Consider the following 20,601-nt stretch of genomic DNA (forward strand, 5'->3'; position numbering starts at 1 on the left):
GCCCTTGTCCTGTTGGTTGCCGTGCCCCTTTGGCGGGGCTTTCTCAGTAAGGCGCGTCCACCGGGCCAAGCCCGACATAGACGCTTTTCACCTGGGTATAGTGTTCCACGGCGGCATGGCCGTTCTCGCGCCCGACCCCCGATTGCTTGGAACCGCCGAAGGGCGATTCCACCGGGGTCAGGTTATAGGCGTTGATCCAGCAGGTGCCGGCCTGCAACTGGCCGATCACCCGATGCGCGCGGGTCAGGTCGGCGGTGAAAACCCCGGCGGCCAGACCGAATTCGGTGGCATTGGCGCGGGCGATCACCTCATCCTCGGTGTCGAAGTCGAGAACGGCCATGACGGGGCCGAACACTTCCTCGCGGGCGATTTCCATCGTGTCGGTGACATCGGCAAAGACGGTGGGCTGCACGAACCAGCCGGTGTTGCCGGCCCCCCTGCCCCCGCCCGTCACCAGCCGGGCGCCTTCGGCGCGGGCGCGGTCGATATAGCCCATCACCTTGTCCAGTTGGACGGCGCTGACCAGCGGGCCCATCTGGGTGGCGTCGTCCTGCGGGTCGCCCAGAAGGATGGTTTCGGCGCGGTCCTTCAGGCGGGCCAGGAACCGGTCCTTCAGACCCTTCTGCACGAAAACCCGCGTGCCATTGCTGCACACCTGACCGGCGGAATAGAAATTCGCCAGCATTGCCGCGCCGACGGCATCTTCCAGACTGGCATCGTCAAAGACGATCAGCGGCGACTTGCCGCCCAGTTCCATGGTGACATGGCGCACCCCTGCTGCCGCGGCGGCATAGACCTTTTGCCCGGTCGGCACCGATCCGGTCAGCGACACCTTGGCGACCCGGGCATCGGTGACAAGCGCCCCGCCCACGGCACCCCGGCCCTGCACCACGTTGAACAGGCCCGGCGGCAGACCGGCGTCGATGAAGATCTCGGCCAGTTTCAGCGCGCCAAGGGGCGTCACCTCGCTGGGTTTGAACACCATGGCATTGCCAAGCGCCAGCGCCGGCGCCGATTTCCAGCAGGCGATCTGGCTGGGGTAGTTCCAGGCCCCGATGCCGACACAGACGCCCAGCGGTTCGCGCAGCGTGTAAACGAAATCGCGCCCCAGCGGGATGGTTTCGCCGGTGACGGTGGGGGCCAGACCCGCGAAATACTCCAGCGCATCGGCCCCGCTTGGCCAGTCGGCCACCCGGGTTTCCTGAATGGGCTTGCCGGTGTCCAGCGTTTCCAGACGGGCCAGCTCCTCGCCCCGGTCGCGGATCAGGTCGGCGGCGCGGCGCAGGATGCGGGCACGTTCGACCGGCCGGGTCACGGCCCAGGCGGCCTGCGCCCGCGCGGCACTGACCAGCGCGGCCTCGATCACGGCGGGCGTCGCCTCATGCAGGCGCGCGATCACCGCGCCGGTGGCGGGATACAGCACGTCAATCACCGCGCCGGCGGTATCCTCGACATAGGCGCCGTCCACGAAATGGCTGGCCTTGGGTTGTGCGATCATTCGGGTTTCCTCAGTTCTGCCTCAAGAAAGGCCAGCGCCGTGGCCACCGCCGCCGCCCCATCGGGGGCGCCGGATTTCAAGACTTCGCGCAGGTAGAGCCCGTCGATCAGTGCCCCCAGCCCCTGCGCGATACCGGGTGCCCGTGCCCCGGCCAGCGGGCGCAAGGCCGTGATCAGGTTCGACTGCAACCGCCCCTGATAGATGGCCAGCAGGCGGCGCGCCTGCGGCACGGTCTGGGCCAGCACCCAGAAGTTCAGCCAGGCCCCCACCGCCTCGCGCCGGAAGTTGCCGGGGCTGAACGAGGCGCGCAGAATCGCCCGCAGCCGCCCTTCGGGCGTTTCCGCCGCAGCCAGGGCGCCGCGCACCTCGGCCCCGTAAAGGGTAAGGATATGGCGCATGGCGGCCAGGAACATGTCTTCCTTGGAGCCGAAGTAATGGTGCGCCAGGGCCGGAGACATGCCCGCCCGCTTGGCGATCTGGCTGACCGTCACATCCAGCGACCCGGTCCGGCCGATTTCGACAATCGTCGCTTTTACCAGCGCGGCCTTGCGGATAGGCTCCATTCCAAGCTTCGGCATATCGTCCGCTCAAGATTTTTGTTGTCAGGCGGACGAAGCATGAAGTTTATTGACTCGTCAATCAACAATAACCCAGGGAGCCCACATGACCATCCGTTCTGCCCTTCTGACCAGCGCAGTGACCTTTGCATTGGCAGGCTCTGCCTTTGCGGAAGGCTGCGACAAGATCGTGTTCTCGGATGTCGGCTGGACCGACATCACCGCCACCACGGCCGCCACCACCCTGGTGCTGGACGCGCTTGGCTATGAAACCGAAATCAAGGTTCTGGCTGTTCCGGTCACCTATACCGGGCTGGCCGAAGGCGATGTCGATGTGTTCCTGGGCAACTGGATGCCCACGATGGAGGCCGACATTGCCCCCTACCGCGACGCGGGCACCGTGGACACCGTGCGCACCAATCTGGAAGGCGCCAAGTACACGCTGGCCACCAACGAGGCCGGCGCGACGCTTGGCATCAAGGACTTCAAGGACATCGCAGCGCACAAGGATGCGCTGGAAGGCAAGATCTACGGCATCGAGCCGGGCAATGACGGCAACCGCCTGATCAGCGACATGATCGCGAAAGGCCCCTTCGGGCTGGACGGGTTCGAGGTGGTGGAAAGCAGCGAACAGGGGATGCTGGCCGAAGTGGCGAACAAGGACGGCGAGAGCAAGCCCATCGTCTTCCTCGGCTGGGAACCCCACCCGATGAACGCCAACTTCAAGATGACCTACCTGACCGGCGGGGATGATTACTTCGGCCCCAACTTCGGCGGCGCCATCGTGGCCACGAACACCCGCGCCGGCTATGTGAAGGAATGCCCGAACACCGGCAAACTCCTGCAAAACCTTGTCTTCTCGCTGCCCATGGAGAACGAGATCATGGGCGCGATCCTGAATGACGGGAAAGACCCGCGCGATGCGGCCAAGGCCTGGCTGGCGGCGAATCCCGCCGTCTGGGAGCCGTGGCTGGACGGCGTGACCACCAAGGACGGTGGAGACGCCAAAGCCGCCGTCGCGGCGGCGCTGCAGTAATCGCCCTGGTATCCGGCCCCGATGCACACCGCATCGGGGCCTCTTTCCCTTGCGTGAGGACCGGATGGACTTTACCGCCTGGCAGATCCCCATCGGGCCATGGGCCAAAGCCCTGTTCGACTGGCTGAAACTGAATTTCAAGCCCACCTTCAAGGCCTTCGGCGATGCCACCAAGGGCGCCGTGGAAGGGCTGACCAACATCCTGCAAGCGCCGCCGCTTGACCTGCTGGCGGTGGTGGTGGCGGTGCTGGTCCTGTCGATCCTGCGCCGGTTCAAGCTGGCGGGATATGTCGGCGCGCTTGGGCTGGTGGCCGTGCTGGCGCTGCGCCAGGCGGGAATCGTGGTTCCCACGCTGCCCGAAAGCATAAGCCCGCTGGTGGTGGTGGCGCTGTTCATGGCGCTGACCTTCGTGATCCAGCGCCGCTGGCAACCCTGCGTGATCGTGGCACTTGGCTTCCTGTTCATCCTGAACCAGGGCTACTGGAAGGAAACCACGGAAACGCTGTCGCTGGCGGCCTTCGTCTGCGCGATCTGCATGGCCATCGGCGTGCCGGTCGGGGTGGCCGCCGCGCACCGCCCCCGCCTGTTTCAGGCCATGCAGCCGGTGCTGGACCTGATGCAGACCCTGCCCGCCCCGGTCTATCTGATTCCCTTCGTCATCCTGTTTTCCATCGGTGTGGTGCCGGCGCTGTTCGCCTCGATCATCTTCGTCGTCCCGGCCTCGATCCGGCTGACGCATCTGGGCGTTGCCTCGACCCCGATCGCGCTGAAAGAGGCCGCCACCGCCTTTGGCGCCACCCCGCGGCAACTGTTGTGGAAGGTCGAACTTCCCTGGGCGTTCCCGCAGATCATGGCGGGCCTGAACCAGACCATCATGCTGTCGCTGTCGATGGTCGTCATCTCGGCCTGGGTCGGGGCGGCGGGTCTTGGGGTGCCCGTGGTCAAGGCGCTGAACCAGGTGCGGCCCGATCTGGGCTTTGAGGCGGGCGCCGTGATCGTGGCGCTGGCCATCCTGCTGGACCGAATGCTGAGGGTCGAAAGATGACGCGCACCGCTGTTGAATTCGACAATGTTTCCATCGTTTTCGGCGATGCGCCCCATCTGGCGCTGCCGCTGATGGATCAGGGCCAGAGCCGGGGCGATATCCAGACCGGCACCGGGCAGGTTCTGGGCGTGCACAACTGTTCGCTGACCGTGGCCGAGGGCGAGATCTTGGTGCTGATGGGCCTGTCCGGTTCGGGCAAGTCCACCCTTCTGCGCGGGGTGAACGCGCTGAACCCGGTGGTGCGGGGCGAGGTGCGGGTGAATGACGGCGACCGGATGGTTTCTGTCACCAAGGCCGATCCGGCAACGCTGCGGCGGCTGCGCGCGACGCGCATCGCCATGGTCTTCCAGCAATTCGGCCTGCTGCCCTGGCGCAGCGTGCGCGAAAACGTTGCTCTGGGGCTGGAACTGGCTGGCATCCCGCCGGCCGAACGCTTGCCCCGGGTGGACGCCCAGCTTGCGCTGGTGAACCTGACGCAATGGGCCGAACGCAAGGTGGGCGAGCTGTCGGGCGGGATGCAGCAGCGCGTCGGTCTGGCCCGCGCCTTCGTGACCGAAGCGCCGATCCTGCTGATGGACGAACCCTTCTCGGCGCTGGACCCGCTGATCCGGGCAAAGTTGCAGGACGAACTGCTGGACCTTCAGGCCAAGCTGAAACGCACCATCATCTTCGTCAGCCACGATCTGGACGAAGCCTTCAAGATCGGCAACCGGATCGCGCTGCTGGAAGGCGGCCGTATCGTGCAATGCGGCACCGCGCGCGAGATCATCGCCAACCCGGTCAGCGACTATGTGGCCGATTTCGTGGCCCATATGAACCCGCTGGGGGTGCTGACCGCCCGCGATGTGATGTCCGCCCCCGATGGCGAGGCTGGCCCCGAGGTTCCGGCCGAAAGCCCGGTCAAGGTGGTGATGGAGGCGCTGCGTCAGGGCAGCGGAACGCTGGCCGTGGTCGAAAACGGTCGGCGCATCGGCAGCATCCGCGCGGCCGATGTGCTGGGCAAGCTGCTGAACCCGCAAGGTTAGGTCAGGGCGGGGGCCGCGGCCCCTGCCCCTTTGCCTCAACCCTCGGCCGCCGCCTTCTTCGGCGCGGCCTTTTTCGCGGCAGGCTTCTTGGCCGCCGTCTTCTTGGCGGCGGGCTTCTTCGCCGCCTTCGGGGCCGCCTTGGCGGCGGTCTTGCGGGCCGGCTTGCCGCCGCCCTTGGCCGCCTTTTCCGCGATCAGCGCCAGCGCCTCCTCCAGCGTCACCGCCTCGGGCGCCAGATCCTTGGGCAGGGTCGCGTTCACCTTGTCCCATTTGACGTAAGGCCCATATCGGCCCGGCATGACCTGCACTTCGCCACCCGACGGGTGGTCGCCCAGCACCTTGAGCGGACCGGCCGCCGCCGCCCCGGCGCGGGGGCCACGGCTGCGCTTCTGGGCCAGCACTTCCACCGCCCGGTTCATGCCTAGGGTGAACACCTCTTCCACATCGGGCAGGTTGGCGTAGGTGGCACCATGTTTGACGAAGGGACCGAACCGGCCAATGGCCGTTTCCACCGGCTGGCCATCCTCGGGGTGGGCGCCCACCAGTCGCGGCAGCGACAGCAGGGCCAGCGCGCGCTCCAGCGTCAGGCTGTCGGGCGACCATCCCTTGGGCAGGCTTGAGCGATCCGGCTTCGGCTGCTCTGCCGTGGCCTCGCCCCGCTGGACATAGGGCCCGAAGCGGCCCGCGCGCAGGCTGATTTCATTGCCGTTTTCATCCTGCCCCAGAATCCGGCCGTCTGATGCCACGCTTTCGGAATCGCCCGCCAGGGGACGGGTGTAACGACACTCCGGGTAATTCCCGCAGCCGATGAAGGCGCCGCCGGACCGTGCGGTCTTCAGATGCAGCCGCCCGGTGCCGCAGGTGGGGCAGGCGCGCGGATCGCCGCCATCTGCCCGCGCCGGATAGAGATGCGGGCTGAGGAAATCGTCGATCTTGCCCAGAACCTCGCTGATGCGCAGATCGGCGGTTTCGGCCACGGCAGCCGAAAAGTCGCGCCAGAACCGGGCCAGCACATCCTTGTAGTCGCGCTCACCGGCGGACACGTCGTCCAGTTGCGTCTCAAGATCGGCGGTGAAGTCGTATTCCACATAGCGGTGGAAGAAGTTGGCCAGAAACGCCGTGACCAGCCGGCCCTTGTCTTCCGGGATCAGGCGGTTCTTGTCCTTGCGGACATATTCCCGGTCAACGATCGTGGTCAGGATCGAGGCATAGGTCGAGGGGCGGCCGATCCCCAGCTCTTCCATCCGCTTGACCAGCGTCGCCTCGGTATAGCGGGGCGGCGGCTGGGTGAAATGCTGCTCCGGCGCGACCGCACCCTTTTCGGCGGGCTCGCCCTGCATGATCTGCGGCAGACGGCCTTCGTCCTCGCCCTCATCATCGCGGCCCTGGTCATAGACCTTGAGATAACCGTCAAACAGCACGACCTGGCCGTTGGCCCGCAGGCCGACCTGACCATCGGGGCTGGTCACGTCAACTGCGGTGCGTTCCAGACGTGCGGCGGCCATCTGGCTGGCGATGGTGCGCTTCCAGATCAGATCATAAAGCCGGCGCTGGTCATCCTCGACCCGGATCTTTTCCGGCCCAAGGCCCATGTCGGTGGGCCGGATACACTCATGCGCTTCCTGCGCATTCTTGGCCTTGTTCTTGTACATGCGCGGGCTGTCGGGAACGTAGGGCTTGCCGAAGCGTTTCTCGATCTCGCCCCGGGTGGCCATCACCGCCTCGGGCGCCATGTCGATGCCGTCGGTCCGCATGTAGGTGATATAGCCCGCCTCATACAGGCGCTGCGCGGCGTTCATGCACTGCTTGGCGCCCATGCCGTATTTGCGGCTGGCCTCTTGCTGCAGGGTCGAGGTCATGAAGGGCGGCCAGGGGTTGCGCGTGGCCGGCTTGGATTCCACGGCAGAAATCGCAAAGGTTCGGGAACTGATGGCCTGAACCGCCAGTTCGGCCGCAGTTGCGGTCGGAATGTCGAATTTCTGCAATTTCTTGCCGCCCAGGGTAACAAGGCCCGCCTCGAATTCCTGCCCGCGCGGGGTGCGGAATACGGCTTTCACCGTCCAGTATTCCTGCGACTTGAAGGCCTCGATCTCCATCTCGCGATCAACGATCAGGCGCAGGCAGACCGATTGCACGCGGCCCGCGCTGCGGGCGCCGGGCAGCTTGCGCCACAGCACCGGCGACAGGGTGAAGCCGACCAGATAGTCCAGCGCGCGGCGGGCCAGATAGGCATCGACCAGCGCCTCGTCCACCTCGCGGGGTTCCTTCATCGCCTTGGTCACCGCATCCTTGGTGATGGCGTTGAAGGTGACGCGAGAGACGGTCTTGCCCTTCTTGAGGCTGGATTTCAGCGCCTCTTTCAGGTGCCAGGAAATCGCCTCGCCCTCACGGTCAGGGTCGGTGGCCAGGATCAGCGTGTCGTCCGTCTTCAGCGCCTCGGCGATGGCCTTCACATGCTTGCGGCTTTCGGGCGCAACCTCCCAGGTCATGGCGAACCCGTCGTCCGGCGCGACCGATCCGTCCTTGGCCGGCAGGTCGCGGACATGTCCGTAAGAGGCGAGGACCGTGAAGTCGGGCCCAAGATATTTGTTGATCGTCTTGGCCTTGGCCGGAGATTCGACAACGACGACTGGCATGGAGCCCCTTTCGGATCGCCCTCAGAATGGCGCGGCAAATGTGGGCCTAGGGGACGGAATGTCAACCGGGGCAGACCTGACCCGCGTCAGAGCCGCGCCAGCAGCCCGCCGGGATGGCGCTGGATGCGCCCCTCCAGCTCCAGCGTCAGGATCTCGGGGGCCAGCCGCGCCGGAGGCAACGCCAGATCGCGGATCAACTGGTCTTCCGCCGTCGGGCTGGGGCCAAGCCGGGCCAGGATGCGGCTGTGCAGCTCGGCCGCCTCGGCCAGCGGGCGCGACGGCGGCACCGGACCGGGCAGCGGCGGGGCGGGCGGATCAACCGGCACCTCGCCGGTTTCGTCGAACCGCGCGCCGGTCTGGCCAAGCGCCTCAAGAATGTCGGCCGGGCCGCGGACAAGGGTGGCGCCGTCGCGGATCAGCATGTTGCAGCCCGAGGCGCGGGCGTCGAACGGGTGGCCGGGCACAGCCATCACCTCGCGCCCCTGATCCAGCGCCATGCGGGCGGTGATCAGGCTGCCCGACCGGGCGGCCGCCTCGACCACCACGACGGCCTGCGCCAGCCCCGCGATGATGCGGTTGCGCTGCGGGAAATGCCGCGTCTGTGGCTGGGTGCCCATCGGCTGTTCGGACAGGCGGGCGCCTTTCAGGCGGATCTCTTCGGCCAGGGCGGTGTTTTCTTCGGGATAGATCACCTCAACCCCGCCGGCCTGAACCGCCAGCGTTCCGGTGGCCATGGCCGCCATATGCGCCTCGGAATCAATGCCGCGCGCCAGACCCGAGACCACGACATAGCCCGCCTGCCCCAACCCTTCGGCCAGCCGCCGCGCCATGCGGATGCCCAGGGACGAGGCGTTGCGCGCGCCCACCAGCGCCACCATGGGCCGCGCCAGCAGGCCCGCATCGCCCTGCAGCCACAGCACGGGCGGCGCGTCGGAGAGCGCCAGCAGCGACGCGGGATAATCCGGCGCGCCGTGGAACAGCGGCACCGCGCCGGCAAGCCGCCCCTCGGCCATTTCGGCGCGCGCCACTTCGATGGGACAGGTCCGGTAATCCGGCACGCCGGCGGCGCGGGCCACTTCGGGCAGCGCCGCAAGGGCGGCGCGGGCCGAGCCGTGTTCGGCCATCAGCCGGTGATAGGTGGCCGGGCCAACCCTGCGGGAACGAATGAGGCGAAGGCGATCCAGACGATCATCCTCCGTTCGGGGTGGGGTGGGGTGTGTGGGGTTCGAAATCCGACCGTCCGCCATGACCGCCTCGCCTCATTCGCGAGTCGGAGATTGGCCCGAGGATGGTTAATAGTGTGTGAACATGCCCGAGGAATATCGCCGGACGTTCGCCCCGCCGATCTGGCCCGACCGAAAGCGGGGATTTGGCCTTACCCCTGCGGATTGATGCGGGGGCGGAACTTTGATCAAATGGCCCCAAAGGGGTGGATGCCCCGCACAGCAGGAGTTGCACCGATGAAGAATTCAGATGTCGCCAAGCGCCGGGACGAGGCGGTCTCGCGCGGGGTGGGGATGACCACCCAGATCTATGCCGACCGCGCGCTGAACGCCGAGGTCTGGGATATCGAGGGCAACCGCTACATCGACTTTGCCGCCGGCATTGCCGTGGTGAACACCGGCCATTGCCACCCCAAGGTCATGGCCGCCGTGGCCGAACAGATGGGCCGCTTCACCCACACCTGCCACCAGGTGTTGCCCTATGAAAACTACATCCGTCTGGCCGAACGGCTGAACGAGAAGGTTCCGGGGAACTGGAAGAAGAAGACGATCTTCGCGACGACCGGCGCCGAGGCCGTTGAAAACGCTGTCAAGATCGCCCGCATCGCCACCGGCCGCAATGCCGTGATCGCCTTCGGCGGCGCCTTCCACGGCCGCACCTTCATGGGCATGACGCTGACCGGCAAGGTCGAACCCTACAAGAAGGGTTTTGGCCAGATGATGCCCGATGTCTATCATGTGCCCTTCCCGCAGGAAGTGCATGGCGTCCCGACGGCCGTGGCGCTGGAGGGCATCCAGAAGCTGTTCAAGGCCGATGTCGATCCGGCCCGCGTGGCCGCGATCATCATGGAGCCGGTGCAGGGCGAAGGCGGCTTCTACCCCGCGCCGACCGATCTGGTGAAGGCCGTCCGCAAGCTGTGCGATGACCATGGCATCGTGATGATCGCCGACGAGGTGCAGACCGGCTTTGCCCGCACCGGCACCATGTTCGCGATGCAAGCCCATGGCGTTGCCGCCGACATCACCTGCATGGCCAAAGGTCTGGGCGGCGGCCTGCCCATCTCGGCCGTGACCGGGCGGGCCGACCTGATGGATGCCAGCCAGCCGGGCGGGCTTGGCGGCACCTATGCCGGCAACCCGCTGGGGGTGGCCGCGGCCAATGCCGTGCTGGATGTGATCGAGGAAGAAGACCTTTGCGCGCGGGCCAACGAACTGGGTAGCCGGCTGAAGCAGAAGCTAGAGGCCATCCGCGCCACCACGCCCGAGATCATGGACATCCGCGGCCCCGGTTTCATGGTGGCCGTGGAATTCGGCAAGCCGGGCAGCAAGGAGCCCGACGCCGGCTTCACCACCCGCGTCCGGCTTGAGGCGCTGAAGCACGGTCTGATCCTGCTGACCTGCGGCGTTTACGGAAACGTGATCCGCTTCCTGGCCCCGATCACCATTCCCGAGGCGCATTTTGCCGAGGCAATGACTATCCTTGAGCAATCCGTCGCGGCTGCCCGCAACGGATGATTGACGGAGGCGGGCAAAGTGGCGGAACGTCAAAGGTACTTTGGCACCGAATCTTTGCCCGAAACCCGCCAAGCCAGTAATCCATAGAGGTAACCATGAAAGCGCTTCTTCTTGCTCTTCCCGTCGCCGCGCTGGCTCTCAGCGCCTGCACCACGACGCCGGAACAGAATACCATGCTGGGCGCTGGTTGGCGCGGCCGTCGGCGCTGTGGCCGGCACCTTCCTTGGCAAGACCAGCACGCCGGGCCAGTGCTACTATCGCAACTCGGCCGGCCAGACCTACATCGCGGCCTGCTGATCAGCCCCTTGCCCGGCCGGTTGCCAAGGCGCCCGGCCGGGCTTTCGTATTGGCAGCGCGGGATGCGCGCCGTAGAAGGCAGGTCCATGCCTGATGGACCAGCCCCGTGACAGGAACGCCCCCTTCCCCCTTTGCCCCGCAGCCTGCGGCCCCGCCTGACGGCGGCATCCGGCTGGAGACCGGCCCGGTGATGCTGGGCGGCAAGACCATCCTGCACCCGCTGCGGCTGGACCTGACCGAGCGGCGGATCGGGATCGTCGGCCGCAATGGCAGCGGCAAGACCACGCTTCTGCGGCTGATCGCCGGGCTGATCGCCCCGGCGTCCGGGCAGGTGCTGATCGACGGGATCGCCCCCTATGCCGACCGCAAGGCCGCGCTGGCCCGGATCGGCATCCTGTTCCAGAACCCCGATCACCAGATCCTGTTCCCCACGGTCGAGGAGGAGCTGGCCTTCGGCCTGCGCCAGCAGGGGCTTGCACAAGCGCAGGCAATGGCGGCGGCCCAGGCCGCACTGGCAGCCGAAGGTCGCGCGCATTGGGCCAAGGCCCCGGTCAGCACGCTGTCGGGCGGGCAGCGGCATTATCTTTGCCTTCTGGCCGTGCTGCTGATGCAGCCCGGCACCATTCTTCTGGACGAACCCTTTGCCGGGCTGGACCTGCCCACCATCGCGCGCCTGTCGCGGCGGCTGGCCGCCCTGCCCCAGCGGCTGATCACCATCAGCCATGATCCCGCCGCCGTTGCCACCGCAGACCGGGTGATCTGGCTTGAGGCGGGCCGGGTGCGGCAGGATGGCCCGCCCGCAACGGTGCTGCCGGCCTTCACCGCCGAAATGGCCCGGATCGGAGAGGCCGATGCTGACACTGACCTCGCCGGTTGAAACGCCGCTGCACCGCCTGCCCGCCGGGGCAAAGCTGGCCGCACTGGCCACGTTCACCGTGGTGCTGTTCTGGCTGAAATCGCCTGTGGCGCTGGCGCTGGCCCTTGGGGGCGTTGTGGCCCTGCATGTGCCATGGGGGGCGGCCTTCACCACCCATGCGGCGCGGATGTTGCGGCCGCTTTGGCCCTTTGTCGCCGTGGTGGCGGCCTGGCACCTGTGGATCGGCGAGGCGGCTTCGGGCGCGGCGGTGATCCTGCGGATGGTCACGGCGGTGGCGGCGGCGAACCTGGTGACCATGACCACCCGGCTTTCCGACATGATCACCGTGCTGGAACGGCTGGCCGCGCCGCTGGCGCCCCTTCTGCCGCCCCGGCGGCTGGCGCTGGCCTTCGCGCTGGTGATCCGCTTCATTCCCACGCTGGCCGCGCGCATGGTCCAGATCACCGAGGCCTGGCGCGCCCGCAGCCCGCGGCGTCCCGGCTGGCGGGTGCTGGTCCCCGCCACGCTGGCCGCGCTGGACGATGCGGATCAGGCGGCAGAAGCCTTGCGTGCACGGGGCGGGGCAGAGTAACCCTGCTGCAGCGCAGAACAGGAGACCCCCTTCGCATGGAACGCAGCCTGACGCATATCGCCCTTTTCGCGGCCCTTGTGGCGATCCTTGGCCTTGTGCCGCAGATCACGCTGGCGACCGGCGTGCCGATCACCGCCCAGTCGCTGGGCATCATGCTCTGCGGCACCGTTCTGGGGGCCAAACGCGGCGCGCTGGCGGTGCTGCTGTTCCTGGCGCTTGTCGCAACCGGCCTGCCGCTTCTGTCGGGCGGACGGGGTGGGCTTGGCGTCTTTGTCGGGCCGACCGTGGGCTTCCTGATCGGCTTCCCCATCGCGGCCTTCGTCATCGGCTGGCTGATGGAACGCACAACCCTGCCCGTCGGACTGGCGGCCGGCGCGGCTTCGGCCATTGGCGGGATCGCGGTGCTGTATCTGTTCGGCATCGCCGGCATGTCGGTGATGCTGGACAAGACGCCCGCCGAAGCCGCGATGCTGACCGGCGCCTTCCTGCCGGGTGACGCGCTGAAGGTGGTTTTGGCCGGTTTCGTGACGCAGGCCATTGCCCGGATGCGCCCCGGCGCCCTGCTGTCGCGCGCCTGAGCCCGCAACTTGCCCTGTGCGTCTTGCCCCGGGGCCGGACGCACAGGCGAACACGGCTTTTCCGGGCTACGCGCCCCGTCCGAACGCCTTGGCCAGATCGGATGCGGCCGCCCGCAGCAGGGCCATGTCCACCCCGACGGCGGTGAACCGGGTGCCCAGTTCCAGACAGTGCCGGGCATAGGCCGGGTCCAGCGTCAGGATGCCGGCCGCCTTGCCGGTGGCGACGATCCGGCGGATCGCGTCGTCGATCGCGGCCACCACCTCGGGGTGGCGCGCATTGCCCGGATGGCCCATCGAAGCGGCAAGATCGGACGGCCCGATGAACAACCCGTCCACCCCGTCAACCGCGGCAATCGCCTCGATCTGCGACAGGGCCTCGGCGGTTTCGACCTGCACCAGAAGGCACAGCTCTTCCTCGGCGCGCTGGACGTAATCGGGGATCGCACCGTAACGGCTGGCGCGGGTCATTCCCGACACGCCACGCACCCCGCGCGGGGCATAGCGCATGGCGCGCACCGCCGCCTCGGCCTCGGCCGCCGACTGGACGTAAGGCAACAGCAGCGTTTGCGCGCCATGGTCCAGCAACCGCTTGATCAGTACGGTGTCATTGGTCTGCGGCCGCACCACCGCCGACACCGGATAGGCCGCCACCGCCTGCAACATGGCAAAGATGTCGGGGATGTCGGTCAGCGCGTGTTCGGTATCCAGCAGCACCCAGTCGAACCCGGCCCCCGCCAGCAGTTCGGTCACCACCGGGCCGGGGATGGTGTTCCAGATGCCGATCTGCGACCGCCCGTCCCGCAGGCCGCGCTTGAAGGCATTGACCGGCAGGGTCATTTCAGCACCAGCGTTGCCATCCGGCGCAGCGCCAGCAGATAGCCCTCGGTGCCGAATCCGGCGATCACCCCGTCGGCGCGGGTTGAAACATGGGAATGGTGGCGGAAGGGTTCGCGCTTGTGGATGTTCGAGATATGCACCTCAAGCACCGGGCCTTCAAAGGCGTTCAGCGCATCCAGGATCGCCACCGAGGTATGCGAATAGGCGCCGGGGTTGATGATGATCCCGGCCGAACCGTTGCGGGCGGCCTGAATCCAGTCAACCAACTGGCCTTCGTGGTTGGATTGCAGGGCGCGGATGTTCAGGCCCAGATCCTCGGCCAGTTCGGCGGTGGCCGACACCACATCCTCCAGCGTCTCGCGGCCATAGATTTCGGGCTGGCGCTGGCCCAGCAGGTTCAGGTTCGGCCCGTTCAACAGGGTGATCAGCTTCGGCATCGCGGCGTCCTTCCGACAGGTCGCCCGACCTTAGCCGATCGCGTCCGCAGGGCAAGCCCGGCAAAAAACGGCCCCCCGCCACAGGGGCAAGGGGGGCCGGACAGGGAGACTGGGACAAGCCGTCAACAGGCTGAAATCAGGCAACCTTTTCCAGAACAACCGGCGCCTGAATCCCAAGGGCGCGCACGACTTCGCGGGTCAGGTGCGGGCGGTTCAGGGTGTAGAAATGCAGGTCTTCGACGCCGCCTTCGATCAGCCGGTCGCAAAGCGCGGTGCAATGGGCCAGGGCATACAGCTCTTCCCGGCCGTCCTTGATGGCGCGGGTGAAGGCCTCGTCCAGCTTCCTGGGCACGCTGCCGCCGCAGCGGGTGGCGAACTTCTTGGCGCCGTCCCAACTGATGATCGGCAGGATGCCCGGAATGATGGGGGCGGTGATACCCGCCTTGGCGCAGCGGTCGCGGAAGCGGAAGAAGGTGTCCGCATCGAAGAAGAACTGCGTGATCGCGCTGCTGGCGCCGGCGTCGATCTTGCGCTTGAGGAAGGCCACGTCGGCATCGGTGCCGGTGCTGTCGGGGTGCGGTTCGGGATAGGCGCCGACACGGACCTTGAACTTGCCGGTGCGGGCCAGCGCCTCGACCAGCTCCACGCTGGAGGCGAACCCTTCGGGATGCGGGTTGAACCGATCCGCGCCCTTGGGGGCATCGCCCCGCAGGGCGACGATCTCGGTCACGCCGGCCTCGGCATAAGAGGCCACGATTTCAAGGGTTTCGGCGCGGGTGGCCTGCACGCAGGTCAGATGCGCGGCGACGTTCAGGCCATAGTTGCGGTGGATGGTGGCCACCGCCTCATGCGTCAGCTTGCGGGTGGTGCCGCCGGCGCCATAGGTCACCGACACGAATTCCGGACCCATCGGCGCCAGCGCCTGCACGGTTTCCCACAGCCGGAACGACGCATCCAGCGTCTGCGGCGGGAAGAACTCGAACGAGATGCGCAGGGCCTTGGGCATGGGTCTTCTCCTTGATTGCCCCCTTGTCGCAGATTCCCCGATGTGAGACCAATTCATAATCCGCAGCATGATTATGAGAGCCCTTCATGTACGTCGAGCTGAAGCACCTGCGAACCATCCGGGCCATCCATCAGGCGGGTGGGTTGGCGCGGGCGGCGGAGATGTTGAACACCACGCAATCGGCACTGAGCCATCAGGTGGCGGGGCTGGAGGATCAGGCGGGGATGGAGCTGTTCGTGCGGCGGTCCAAGCCCTTGCGCCTGTCGGCCGCCGGGCACCGCATGTTGCGGGCGGCCGAGCGGGTTCTGCCCGAGATCGACGCGATGGAGGAAGAGTTCCGCGCCCTGCGGTCGGGCAAGACCGGGCGGCTGCACATCGCCATCGAATGTCATGCCTGTTTCGACTGGCTGTTCCCGGTGCTGGAACTGTTCCGCCACGCCTGGCCCGAGGTGGATGTGGACATCCGCGCCGGGCTGGCCTTCGAGGCGCTGCCAGCCCTGCACCGTGAGGAGGTGGATCTGGTGATCAGCTCTGACCGGGTGCCGCCGCCGGGCATCGTGTTCAACCCGCTGTTCGACTATCACCCGACCTTCGTCGCCTCATCGCTTAACCCACTGGCTGAAAAGGGTTTCATCGCGGCCGAGGATTTTCGCGACCAGGTGCTGATCACCTACCCGGTCAGCCGCGACAAGCTGGACATCTTCACCGAACTGCTGACCCCGGCCAAGGTGGAACCCCGCGCCCAGCGCACCGCCGAACTGACGGCGGTGATCCTGATGCTGGTCGGATCGAACCGGGGGGTGGCGGTGCTGCCTGACTGGGTGATGCGCGAGGTGAAGACCAGCGCCGACTATGTGACCCGCCCGCTGGGACCGGAGCCGGTGACGAAGCGGATGTATGCCGCAACCCGCGAGGAAGATGCGACGAAGCCGTTTGTGGCGCATTTCCTGCGGCTGGCGCGGAGTGAGCCGGTGAAGCTGCAACGGGGGTTCTAACCCCTTGGCAACGCAGCCTTAACGAGGCCGTTTCCCCAAACGGCCGCGTCTGCGGCACGTCTGCCTTGCGTATGATCCGCGTCGTGCAGGGGTGTTACCCCGCCGCGCCGGGCGCGGCGTTAACCAGTTTGGGCGACTCAGCCCCTTGACCGCGCCGGGCGGGCTGACCAGACTGGGGGCATGGAACGGTTGATCAAGGTTGAACGCTGCCCCGGCCCTGTTTCCGCCCTGCGTGACGCGCAGGGCTGACCTGGACGGCATCGCAACCCTTTTGTGTGGCCCCTTCCGGTCTGCCTTGCAGTGAGCCTGCGCCCGACGGCGCCCCCCCTGCCGCAGACCCGGAGCCGATCCATGAGCCTTCTTGCCGTCAAAGACCTGTCGCTGACCCTTGGCCAGCCGCTGTTCACCGATCTTTCGCTGACCCTTGCCCCCGGAGACCGGCTGGGGCTGGTGGCCGCCAACGGGCGGGGCAAGTCCTCGCTTCTGGCCTGCCTTGCCGGGCAGGCCGAGCCGACCACGGGCGAGATCACCCGGTCGCGCGGGCTGGTCATCCGGCTGGTGCCGCAGGAGGTGCCGGCGGAGCTGCTGGCGCTGACGCTGCGCGCGGCGGTGGCGGGCGGGCTGGCCGACCGCGACGAGGACTGGCGTGTCGAGATCGCGCTGGACGATCTGGCGGTGCCGGGCGACCTGCGCGACCGGCCGCTGGCGGCGCTGTCGGGCGGCTGGCAACGCAGCGCGCTGCTGGCGCGGGCGGCGGTGGCCGAGCCCGACCTTTACCTGATGGACGAGCCGACCAACCATCTGGACCTGTCACGCATCGGGCTGTTGCAGGACTGGCTGGCCGCCCTGCCCCGCGAGACCGGCGTGATCCTGACCAGCCACGACCGCGCCTTTCTGGATGCGGTCACGACGCGGACGCTGTTCCTGCGCGAAAGCGCGTCGCGCGGCTTTGCCCTGCCCTATACCCGCGCCCGCACCGCGCTGGACGAGGCCGATGCCGCCGATGCGCGGCGGTTCGAGAACGATCTGGCGCGGGCCGGGCAGTTGCGGCGGCAGGCGGCCAAGCTGAAGAACATCGGCATCAACTCGGGGTCGGATCTGCTGGTGGTGAAGACAAAGCAACTGACCGAGCGGGCCGAGAAGATCGAGGCGGCGGCGCGTCCGGCGGCGCGCGACCGCAGCGCCGGGGCGATCCGGCTGTCGGCATCCGAGGCCCATGCGCGGGCGCTGCTGACGCTGGACGAGGCCGAGGTGCGGGCGCCCGACGGGCGGCGTCTGTTCCGCAGCGGCAAGCTGTGGATCGGGCCGGGCGAGCGGGTGGTGCTGCTGGGGCCGAACGGCGCGGGCAAGACGCAACTGGTGCGGGCGGTTCTGGCGGCCCATGCGGCCCGCGAGACCGGCGGCGGGGCGATCCGGGCGGCGGCGGCGATGCGGCTGGGCCATTCCGACCAGATGCTGGCGCAACTGCCGCCGAAAGCCACGCCCTTTGGGCTGGTCAGCGCCCGGACCAGCGCCGATGCGGTGGCGCGCAGCCTGCTGGCGGGCGCGGGCATCCGGCCCGATTGGCAGGGGCGGCCGGTCTTGGCCCTGTCGGGCGGGCAGAAGGCGCGGCTGGCGCTGTTGCTGCTGCGGCTGGAGCGGCCGAACTTCTATCTGCTGGACGAGCCGACCAACCATCTGGACATCGAAGGTCAGGAGGCGCTGGAGGAAGAGTTGCGGGCGCAGGGCGCGGCCTGCCTGCTGGTCAGCCACGACCGCGCCTTCATCCGCGCCACCGGCAGCCGGTTCTGGCAGATCACCGGCGGGCGGCTGGTCGAGGTGGAGGGGCCGGAGGCGTTCTTCCAGGCGGAAGAGGCGCGGCGGTAGGGGGCTGCGGCGGCCAGTGCGTTTTCCCTGCCTACGGCTGACGGGGCGGAAAAAGGCGAGGCATTGCCTCGCACCCGCCCCCACGCGAGGGGTCCGCCCGGAGACGGTGAACACGCCCCTGTCAGAGGCCAGCGCCCGACCTGGCGGGCGAGAAGCGCCCGCCGGGGGCGGGGCGGGCGCTGGCCGGGTGCATTGGCACCCGGCCCCGACCTTGGCAAAGGGCGGGAGGTGGCGAAGGCGATGGCCTTCGCCAGATGGCCCTGCCAGCGCCCCCGGCACGGCGGGGATTCCCCACCCCGGCCCGGTGAGTTTTCCGTTGACCGGACGGGGGTGCGGGGAAATCCTGTCGGCATTGCAACAGGCATTTTTCGACCGGAGGCTGAGATGCGCAAAGTCGGCGCGGCGCTGATCCTGGGGCTGGCGCTTGCCATGGCCGGGCCCGCGCGGGCCGAACGGCTTGAGGTGCGGGTGTCGATCTCGCAGCAGAAGATGCTGGTCTATCACGAGGGGCGGCTGCTCTATGACTGGCCGGTCTCGACCGCGGGGCGCGGCAGCGTGACGCCCGCGGGCATCTACAAGCCCGAGTTCCTGTCGAAGAACCACCGCTCGCGCCGCTACAACAATGCGCCGATGCCCTTTGCCATCTTCTATGACGGCAATTATGCCATTCACGGCACCACCCATCTGAAGAAGCTGGGCCGCCCGGCCAGCCATGGCTGCGTGCGGCTGCACCCGGACAATGCGAAGATCCTGTTCCAGATGGTCAAATGGGAAGGGATGGACAACATGCGCATCTCGATCGTGCAGTAAGGCGGCCCGGACCGCGCCACGAGGCTTTCCTTTCCGCCCGATTGGGGCTAGGACGCCCGGCTGAAACGTCGGAGATGTGCCATGCAGGGCAGTGCCAACCTCAACCTCATGATCAAGGCCGCGCGCAAGGCGGGGCGTTCGCTGGTCAAGGACTTTCGCGAGGTGGAAAACCTGCAGGTCTCGGCCAAGGGACCGGGCGATTTCGTGACCAAGGCCGACCGCGAGGCGGAACGGCTGATCAAGGAAGACCTGATGGGCGCCCGCCCCAGCTATGGCTGGCTGGGCGAGGAGACCGGCGAACAGGCGGGCGAAGACCCGACCCGGCGCTGGATCGTCGATCCGCTGGACGGGACCACCAACTTCCTGCACGGGATGCCGCATTGGGCGGTGTCGATCGCGCTGGAACACAAGGGCGAAATCGTCTCGGCCGTGGTGCATGACCCGGCCAAGGACGAAACCTTCTGGGCCGAAAAGGGCGCCGGCGCCTGGCTGAACGACAACCGCCGGCTGCGGGTGTCGGGTCGGCGGCAGATGTCGGAGGCGATCTTCGCCACCGGCGTGCCCTTCGGCGCGAAGAAGACGCTGCCGGCCACGCTGCAGGATCTGGCGCGGCTGATGCCGGCCTGCGCGGGCGTGCGGCGCTGGGGCGCGGCCGCGCTGGACCTGGCCTATGTGGCGGCGGGCCGCTACGAGGGCTACTGGGAGCGCGAGATCAACGCCTGGGACATGGCGGCGGGCATCCTGCTGGTCAAGGAAGCCGGTGGCATGGTCTCGGGCCTGCGCGAGGGGCAGGAGCCGCTGGAGGCGGGCGCCGTGATCGCCGGGAACGAGGCGCTGTTCGAGACCTTCCGCAAGACGCTGCGCGGCGAGTAAGCCTTACCGCCGCGGCACCCGCGGGATCGAGGATTTCGAGATCGGATAGGACGCGTCGGGATGCGGCGGGTGGCCGGCGGTCTGCTGCCAGAAACCCGGCCCGCCCCGGCGCAGCCAGACCGGCAGGGTCAGCACGATTCCGGCGATGAAGCCGCCGACATGCGCCCAATAGGCGACGCCGCCGCCATCCATCGGCGTGGAGAAGCCCGAGAAAAGCTGGATCGCCAGCCAGACACCCAAAATCACCCAGGCCGGCAGGGCGATGATGCGGATGAAGACGACGATGATGAACAGCACATCGACCTTGGCGCGCGGGAACAGCAGCAGATAGCCCCCCATCACCCCGGCGATGGCGCCCGAGGCCCCCACCATGGGCACGCCTGATCCGGGATCGGGCGCGATCTGCAAGGCGGCGGCGGCCAGACCCGAGGCAAGGTAGAAGAGCAGGAAGCCGACCGGGCCCATCTCCTCTTCCAGATTGTCGCCGTAGATCCAGAGAAACAGCATGTTGCCGCCCAGGTGCATCCAGCCGCCATGCAGGAACATGTGGGTGACCAGCGTCGCCATGCCGTCGCCCGACAGCACCCGCCCCGGCACCAGACCCCAGGTCATGTAGAAGCGTTGCAGATCCCATTCGCTGGCGGCGGGGTAATAGGCCAGGAACACCAGGATGTTCACCGCCATCAGCGCGATGGTGACATAGGGCGTGCGGCCGGACGGGTTGTGATCGCGGATCGGAAACATGGGGCGCGAGCCTTCCCGATCCGGGGCCGGCGGTCAATCCCCGCCGGCAAGGGCGGGGGCGCTGCCCCCGCACCCCCGGGGTATTTGGACCGAGTTGAAGGGGCAAGGACCAGCCTTGATTTCATCTGTCCTGAAATATCCCCGCCGGAGGCAGACGCCCGCGCCGGTTGTGCCG

19 protein-coding genes are annotated in these 20,601 nt (G+C 67.6%); 11 read left to right on the top strand and 8 right to left on the bottom strand.

The window, feature by feature from the left end; translation table 11 throughout:
* Positions 1-43 precede the first annotated feature (43 nt).
* Together betB and betI are read right to left on the bottom strand one after the other, a co-directional pair.
* A complete protein-coding gene (betB, locus tag B6K69_RS05585) occupies positions 44-1,498 on the bottom strand; it encodes a betaine-aldehyde dehydrogenase (protein WP_108643087.1) in 1,455 nt (484 codons plus the stop codon).
* Positions 1,495-2,076, bottom strand: a complete 582-nt coding sequence (gene betI / locus B6K69_RS05590) for a transcriptional regulator BetI (protein ID WP_107673334.1) — start codon at positions 2,074-2,076, stop codon at positions 1,495-1,497. Before betI ends, betB begins: the two co-directional genes overlap by 4 nt.
* 85 nt (positions 2,077-2,161) lie before the next feature.
* Between betI and choX the strand changes: the two genes are divergently transcribed.
* The 3 genes from choX to choV all read left to right on the top strand — a co-directional run bounded on the left by choX (position 2,162) and on the right by choV (position 5,161).
* The gene (choX, locus tag B6K69_RS05595) at positions 2,162-3,091 is read left to right on the top strand and encodes a choline ABC transporter substrate-binding protein (RefSeq protein WP_107673333.1); all 930 of its coding nucleotides are present in this window, start codon (positions 2,162-2,164) and stop codon (positions 3,089-3,091) included.
* Between the two features lie 64 nt (positions 3,092-3,155).
* Positions 3,156-4,136, top strand: a complete 981-nt coding sequence (locus tag B6K69_RS05600) for an ABC transporter permease subunit (RefSeq protein ID WP_164681892.1) — start codon at positions 3,156-3,158, stop codon at positions 4,134-4,136.
* A complete protein-coding gene (gene choV, locus B6K69_RS05605; RefSeq protein ID WP_108643088.1) occupies positions 4,133-5,161 on the top strand; it encodes a choline ABC transporter ATP-binding protein in 1,029 nt (342 codons plus the stop codon). The genes B6K69_RS05600 and choV overlap by 4 nt, the downstream gene beginning before the upstream one ends.
* A 35-nt stretch (positions 5,162-5,196) precedes the next feature.
* On the opposite strand, the gene topA is transcribed toward choV, so the two are convergent.
* Positions 5,197-7,797 carry a type I DNA topoisomerase gene (gene topA, locus B6K69_RS05610; protein ID WP_108643089.1) on the bottom strand — a complete coding sequence of 867 codons (2,601 nt, stop codon included), beginning with the start codon at positions 7,795-7,797 and terminating at the stop codon, positions 5,197-5,199.
* A gap of 86 nt (positions 7,798-7,883) precedes the next feature.
* Positions 7,884-9,044, bottom strand: a complete 1,161-nt coding sequence (gene dprA, locus B6K69_RS05615; protein ID WP_108643090.1) for a DNA-processing protein DprA — start codon at positions 9,042-9,044, stop codon at positions 7,884-7,886.
* A 213-nt stretch (positions 9,045-9,257) separates the two neighbouring features.
* On the opposite strand from dprA, the gene B6K69_RS05620 reads away from it, so the two are divergent.
* From B6K69_RS05620 to B6K69_RS05640, 4 genes are all read left to right on the top strand, one after another.
* On the top strand, positions 9,258-10,535 hold the full coding sequence (locus B6K69_RS05620; RefSeq protein ID WP_108643091.1) for a 4-aminobutyrate--2-oxoglutarate transaminase: 1,278 nt from the start codon (positions 9,258-9,260) through the stop codon (positions 10,533-10,535).
* Positions 10,536-11,022: 487 nt separating this feature from the next.
* Positions 11,023-11,709 carry an energy-coupling factor ABC transporter ATP-binding protein gene (locus tag B6K69_RS05630; RefSeq protein ID WP_108643092.1) on the top strand — a complete coding sequence of 229 codons (687 nt, stop codon included), beginning with the start codon at positions 11,023-11,025 and terminating at the stop codon, positions 11,707-11,709.
* On the top strand, positions 11,684-12,280 hold the full coding sequence (locus B6K69_RS05635; protein ID WP_108643093.1) for a CbiQ family ECF transporter T component: 597 nt from the start codon (positions 11,684-11,686) through the stop codon (positions 12,278-12,280). Before B6K69_RS05630 ends, B6K69_RS05635 begins: the two co-directional genes overlap by 26 nt.
* A gap of 35 nt (positions 12,281-12,315) precedes the next feature.
* Positions 12,316-12,858 (top strand): biotin transporter BioY, encoded by a 543-nt coding sequence (locus B6K69_RS05640; protein ID WP_108643094.1) that lies wholly within the window; start codon positions 12,316-12,318, stop codon positions 12,856-12,858.
* 66 nt (positions 12,859-12,924) lie between these two features.
* On the opposite strand, the gene B6K69_RS05645 is transcribed toward B6K69_RS05640, so the two are convergent.
* From B6K69_RS05645 to metF, 3 genes are all read right to left on the bottom strand, one after another.
* On the bottom strand, positions 12,925-13,695 hold the full coding sequence (locus B6K69_RS05645; protein ID WP_108643095.1) for an aldolase/citrate lyase family protein: 771 nt from the start codon (positions 13,693-13,695) through the stop codon (positions 12,925-12,927).
* Positions 13,692-14,132 (bottom strand): type II 3-dehydroquinate dehydratase, encoded by a 441-nt coding sequence (gene aroQ / locus B6K69_RS05650; protein WP_108643096.1) that lies wholly within the window; start codon positions 14,130-14,132, stop codon positions 13,692-13,694. Before aroQ ends, B6K69_RS05645 begins: the two co-directional genes overlap by 4 nt.
* A gap of 136 nt (positions 14,133-14,268) precedes the next feature.
* Complete coding sequence (gene metF / locus B6K69_RS05655) at positions 14,269-15,138, bottom strand: methylenetetrahydrofolate reductase [NAD(P)H] (RefSeq protein ID WP_108643097.1); 870 nt, start codon at positions 15,136-15,138, stop codon at positions 14,269-14,271.
* A gap of 86 nt (positions 15,139-15,224) precedes the next feature.
* Between metF and B6K69_RS05660 the strand changes: the two genes are divergently transcribed.
* The 4 genes from B6K69_RS05660 (at position 15,225) to B6K69_RS05675 (ending at position 19,682) form a co-directional block, all read left to right on the top strand.
* Complete coding sequence (locus B6K69_RS05660; RefSeq protein WP_108643098.1) at positions 15,225-16,133, top strand: LysR family transcriptional regulator; 909 nt, start codon at positions 15,225-15,227, stop codon at positions 16,131-16,133.
* Between the two features lie 351 nt (positions 16,134-16,484).
* Entirely contained in the window at positions 16,485-17,999 is a 1,515-nt protein-coding gene (locus B6K69_RS05665; protein ID WP_108643099.1) for an ATP-binding cassette domain-containing protein, read from the top strand.
* A 384-nt stretch (positions 18,000-18,383) separates the two neighbouring features.
* Positions 18,384-18,809: a L,D-transpeptidase gene (locus B6K69_RS05670; RefSeq protein WP_107673318.1), complete on the top strand. Its 426-nt coding sequence runs from the start codon at positions 18,384-18,386 to the stop codon at positions 18,807-18,809.
* An 81-nt stretch (positions 18,810-18,890) separates the two neighbouring features.
* Positions 18,891-19,682, top strand: coding sequence for an inositol monophosphatase family protein (locus B6K69_RS05675; RefSeq protein ID WP_108643100.1), 792 nt, complete (start codon positions 18,891-18,893; stop codon positions 19,680-19,682).
* Between the two features lie 3 nt (positions 19,683-19,685).
* Here the strand turns inward: B6K69_RS05675 and B6K69_RS05680 are convergent, their stop codons facing one another.
* Positions 19,686-20,426, bottom strand: coding sequence for a rhomboid family intramembrane serine protease (locus B6K69_RS05680; protein ID WP_108643101.1), 741 nt, complete (start codon positions 20,424-20,426; stop codon positions 19,686-19,688).
* Between the last annotated feature and the right edge of the window lie 175 nt (positions 20,427-20,601).

The sequence above is a fragment of the Pseudogemmobacter blasticus genome (assembly GCF_003071405.1).
GTDB lineage: Bacteria > Pseudomonadota > Alphaproteobacteria > Rhodobacterales > Rhodobacteraceae > Pseudogemmobacter > Pseudogemmobacter blasticus.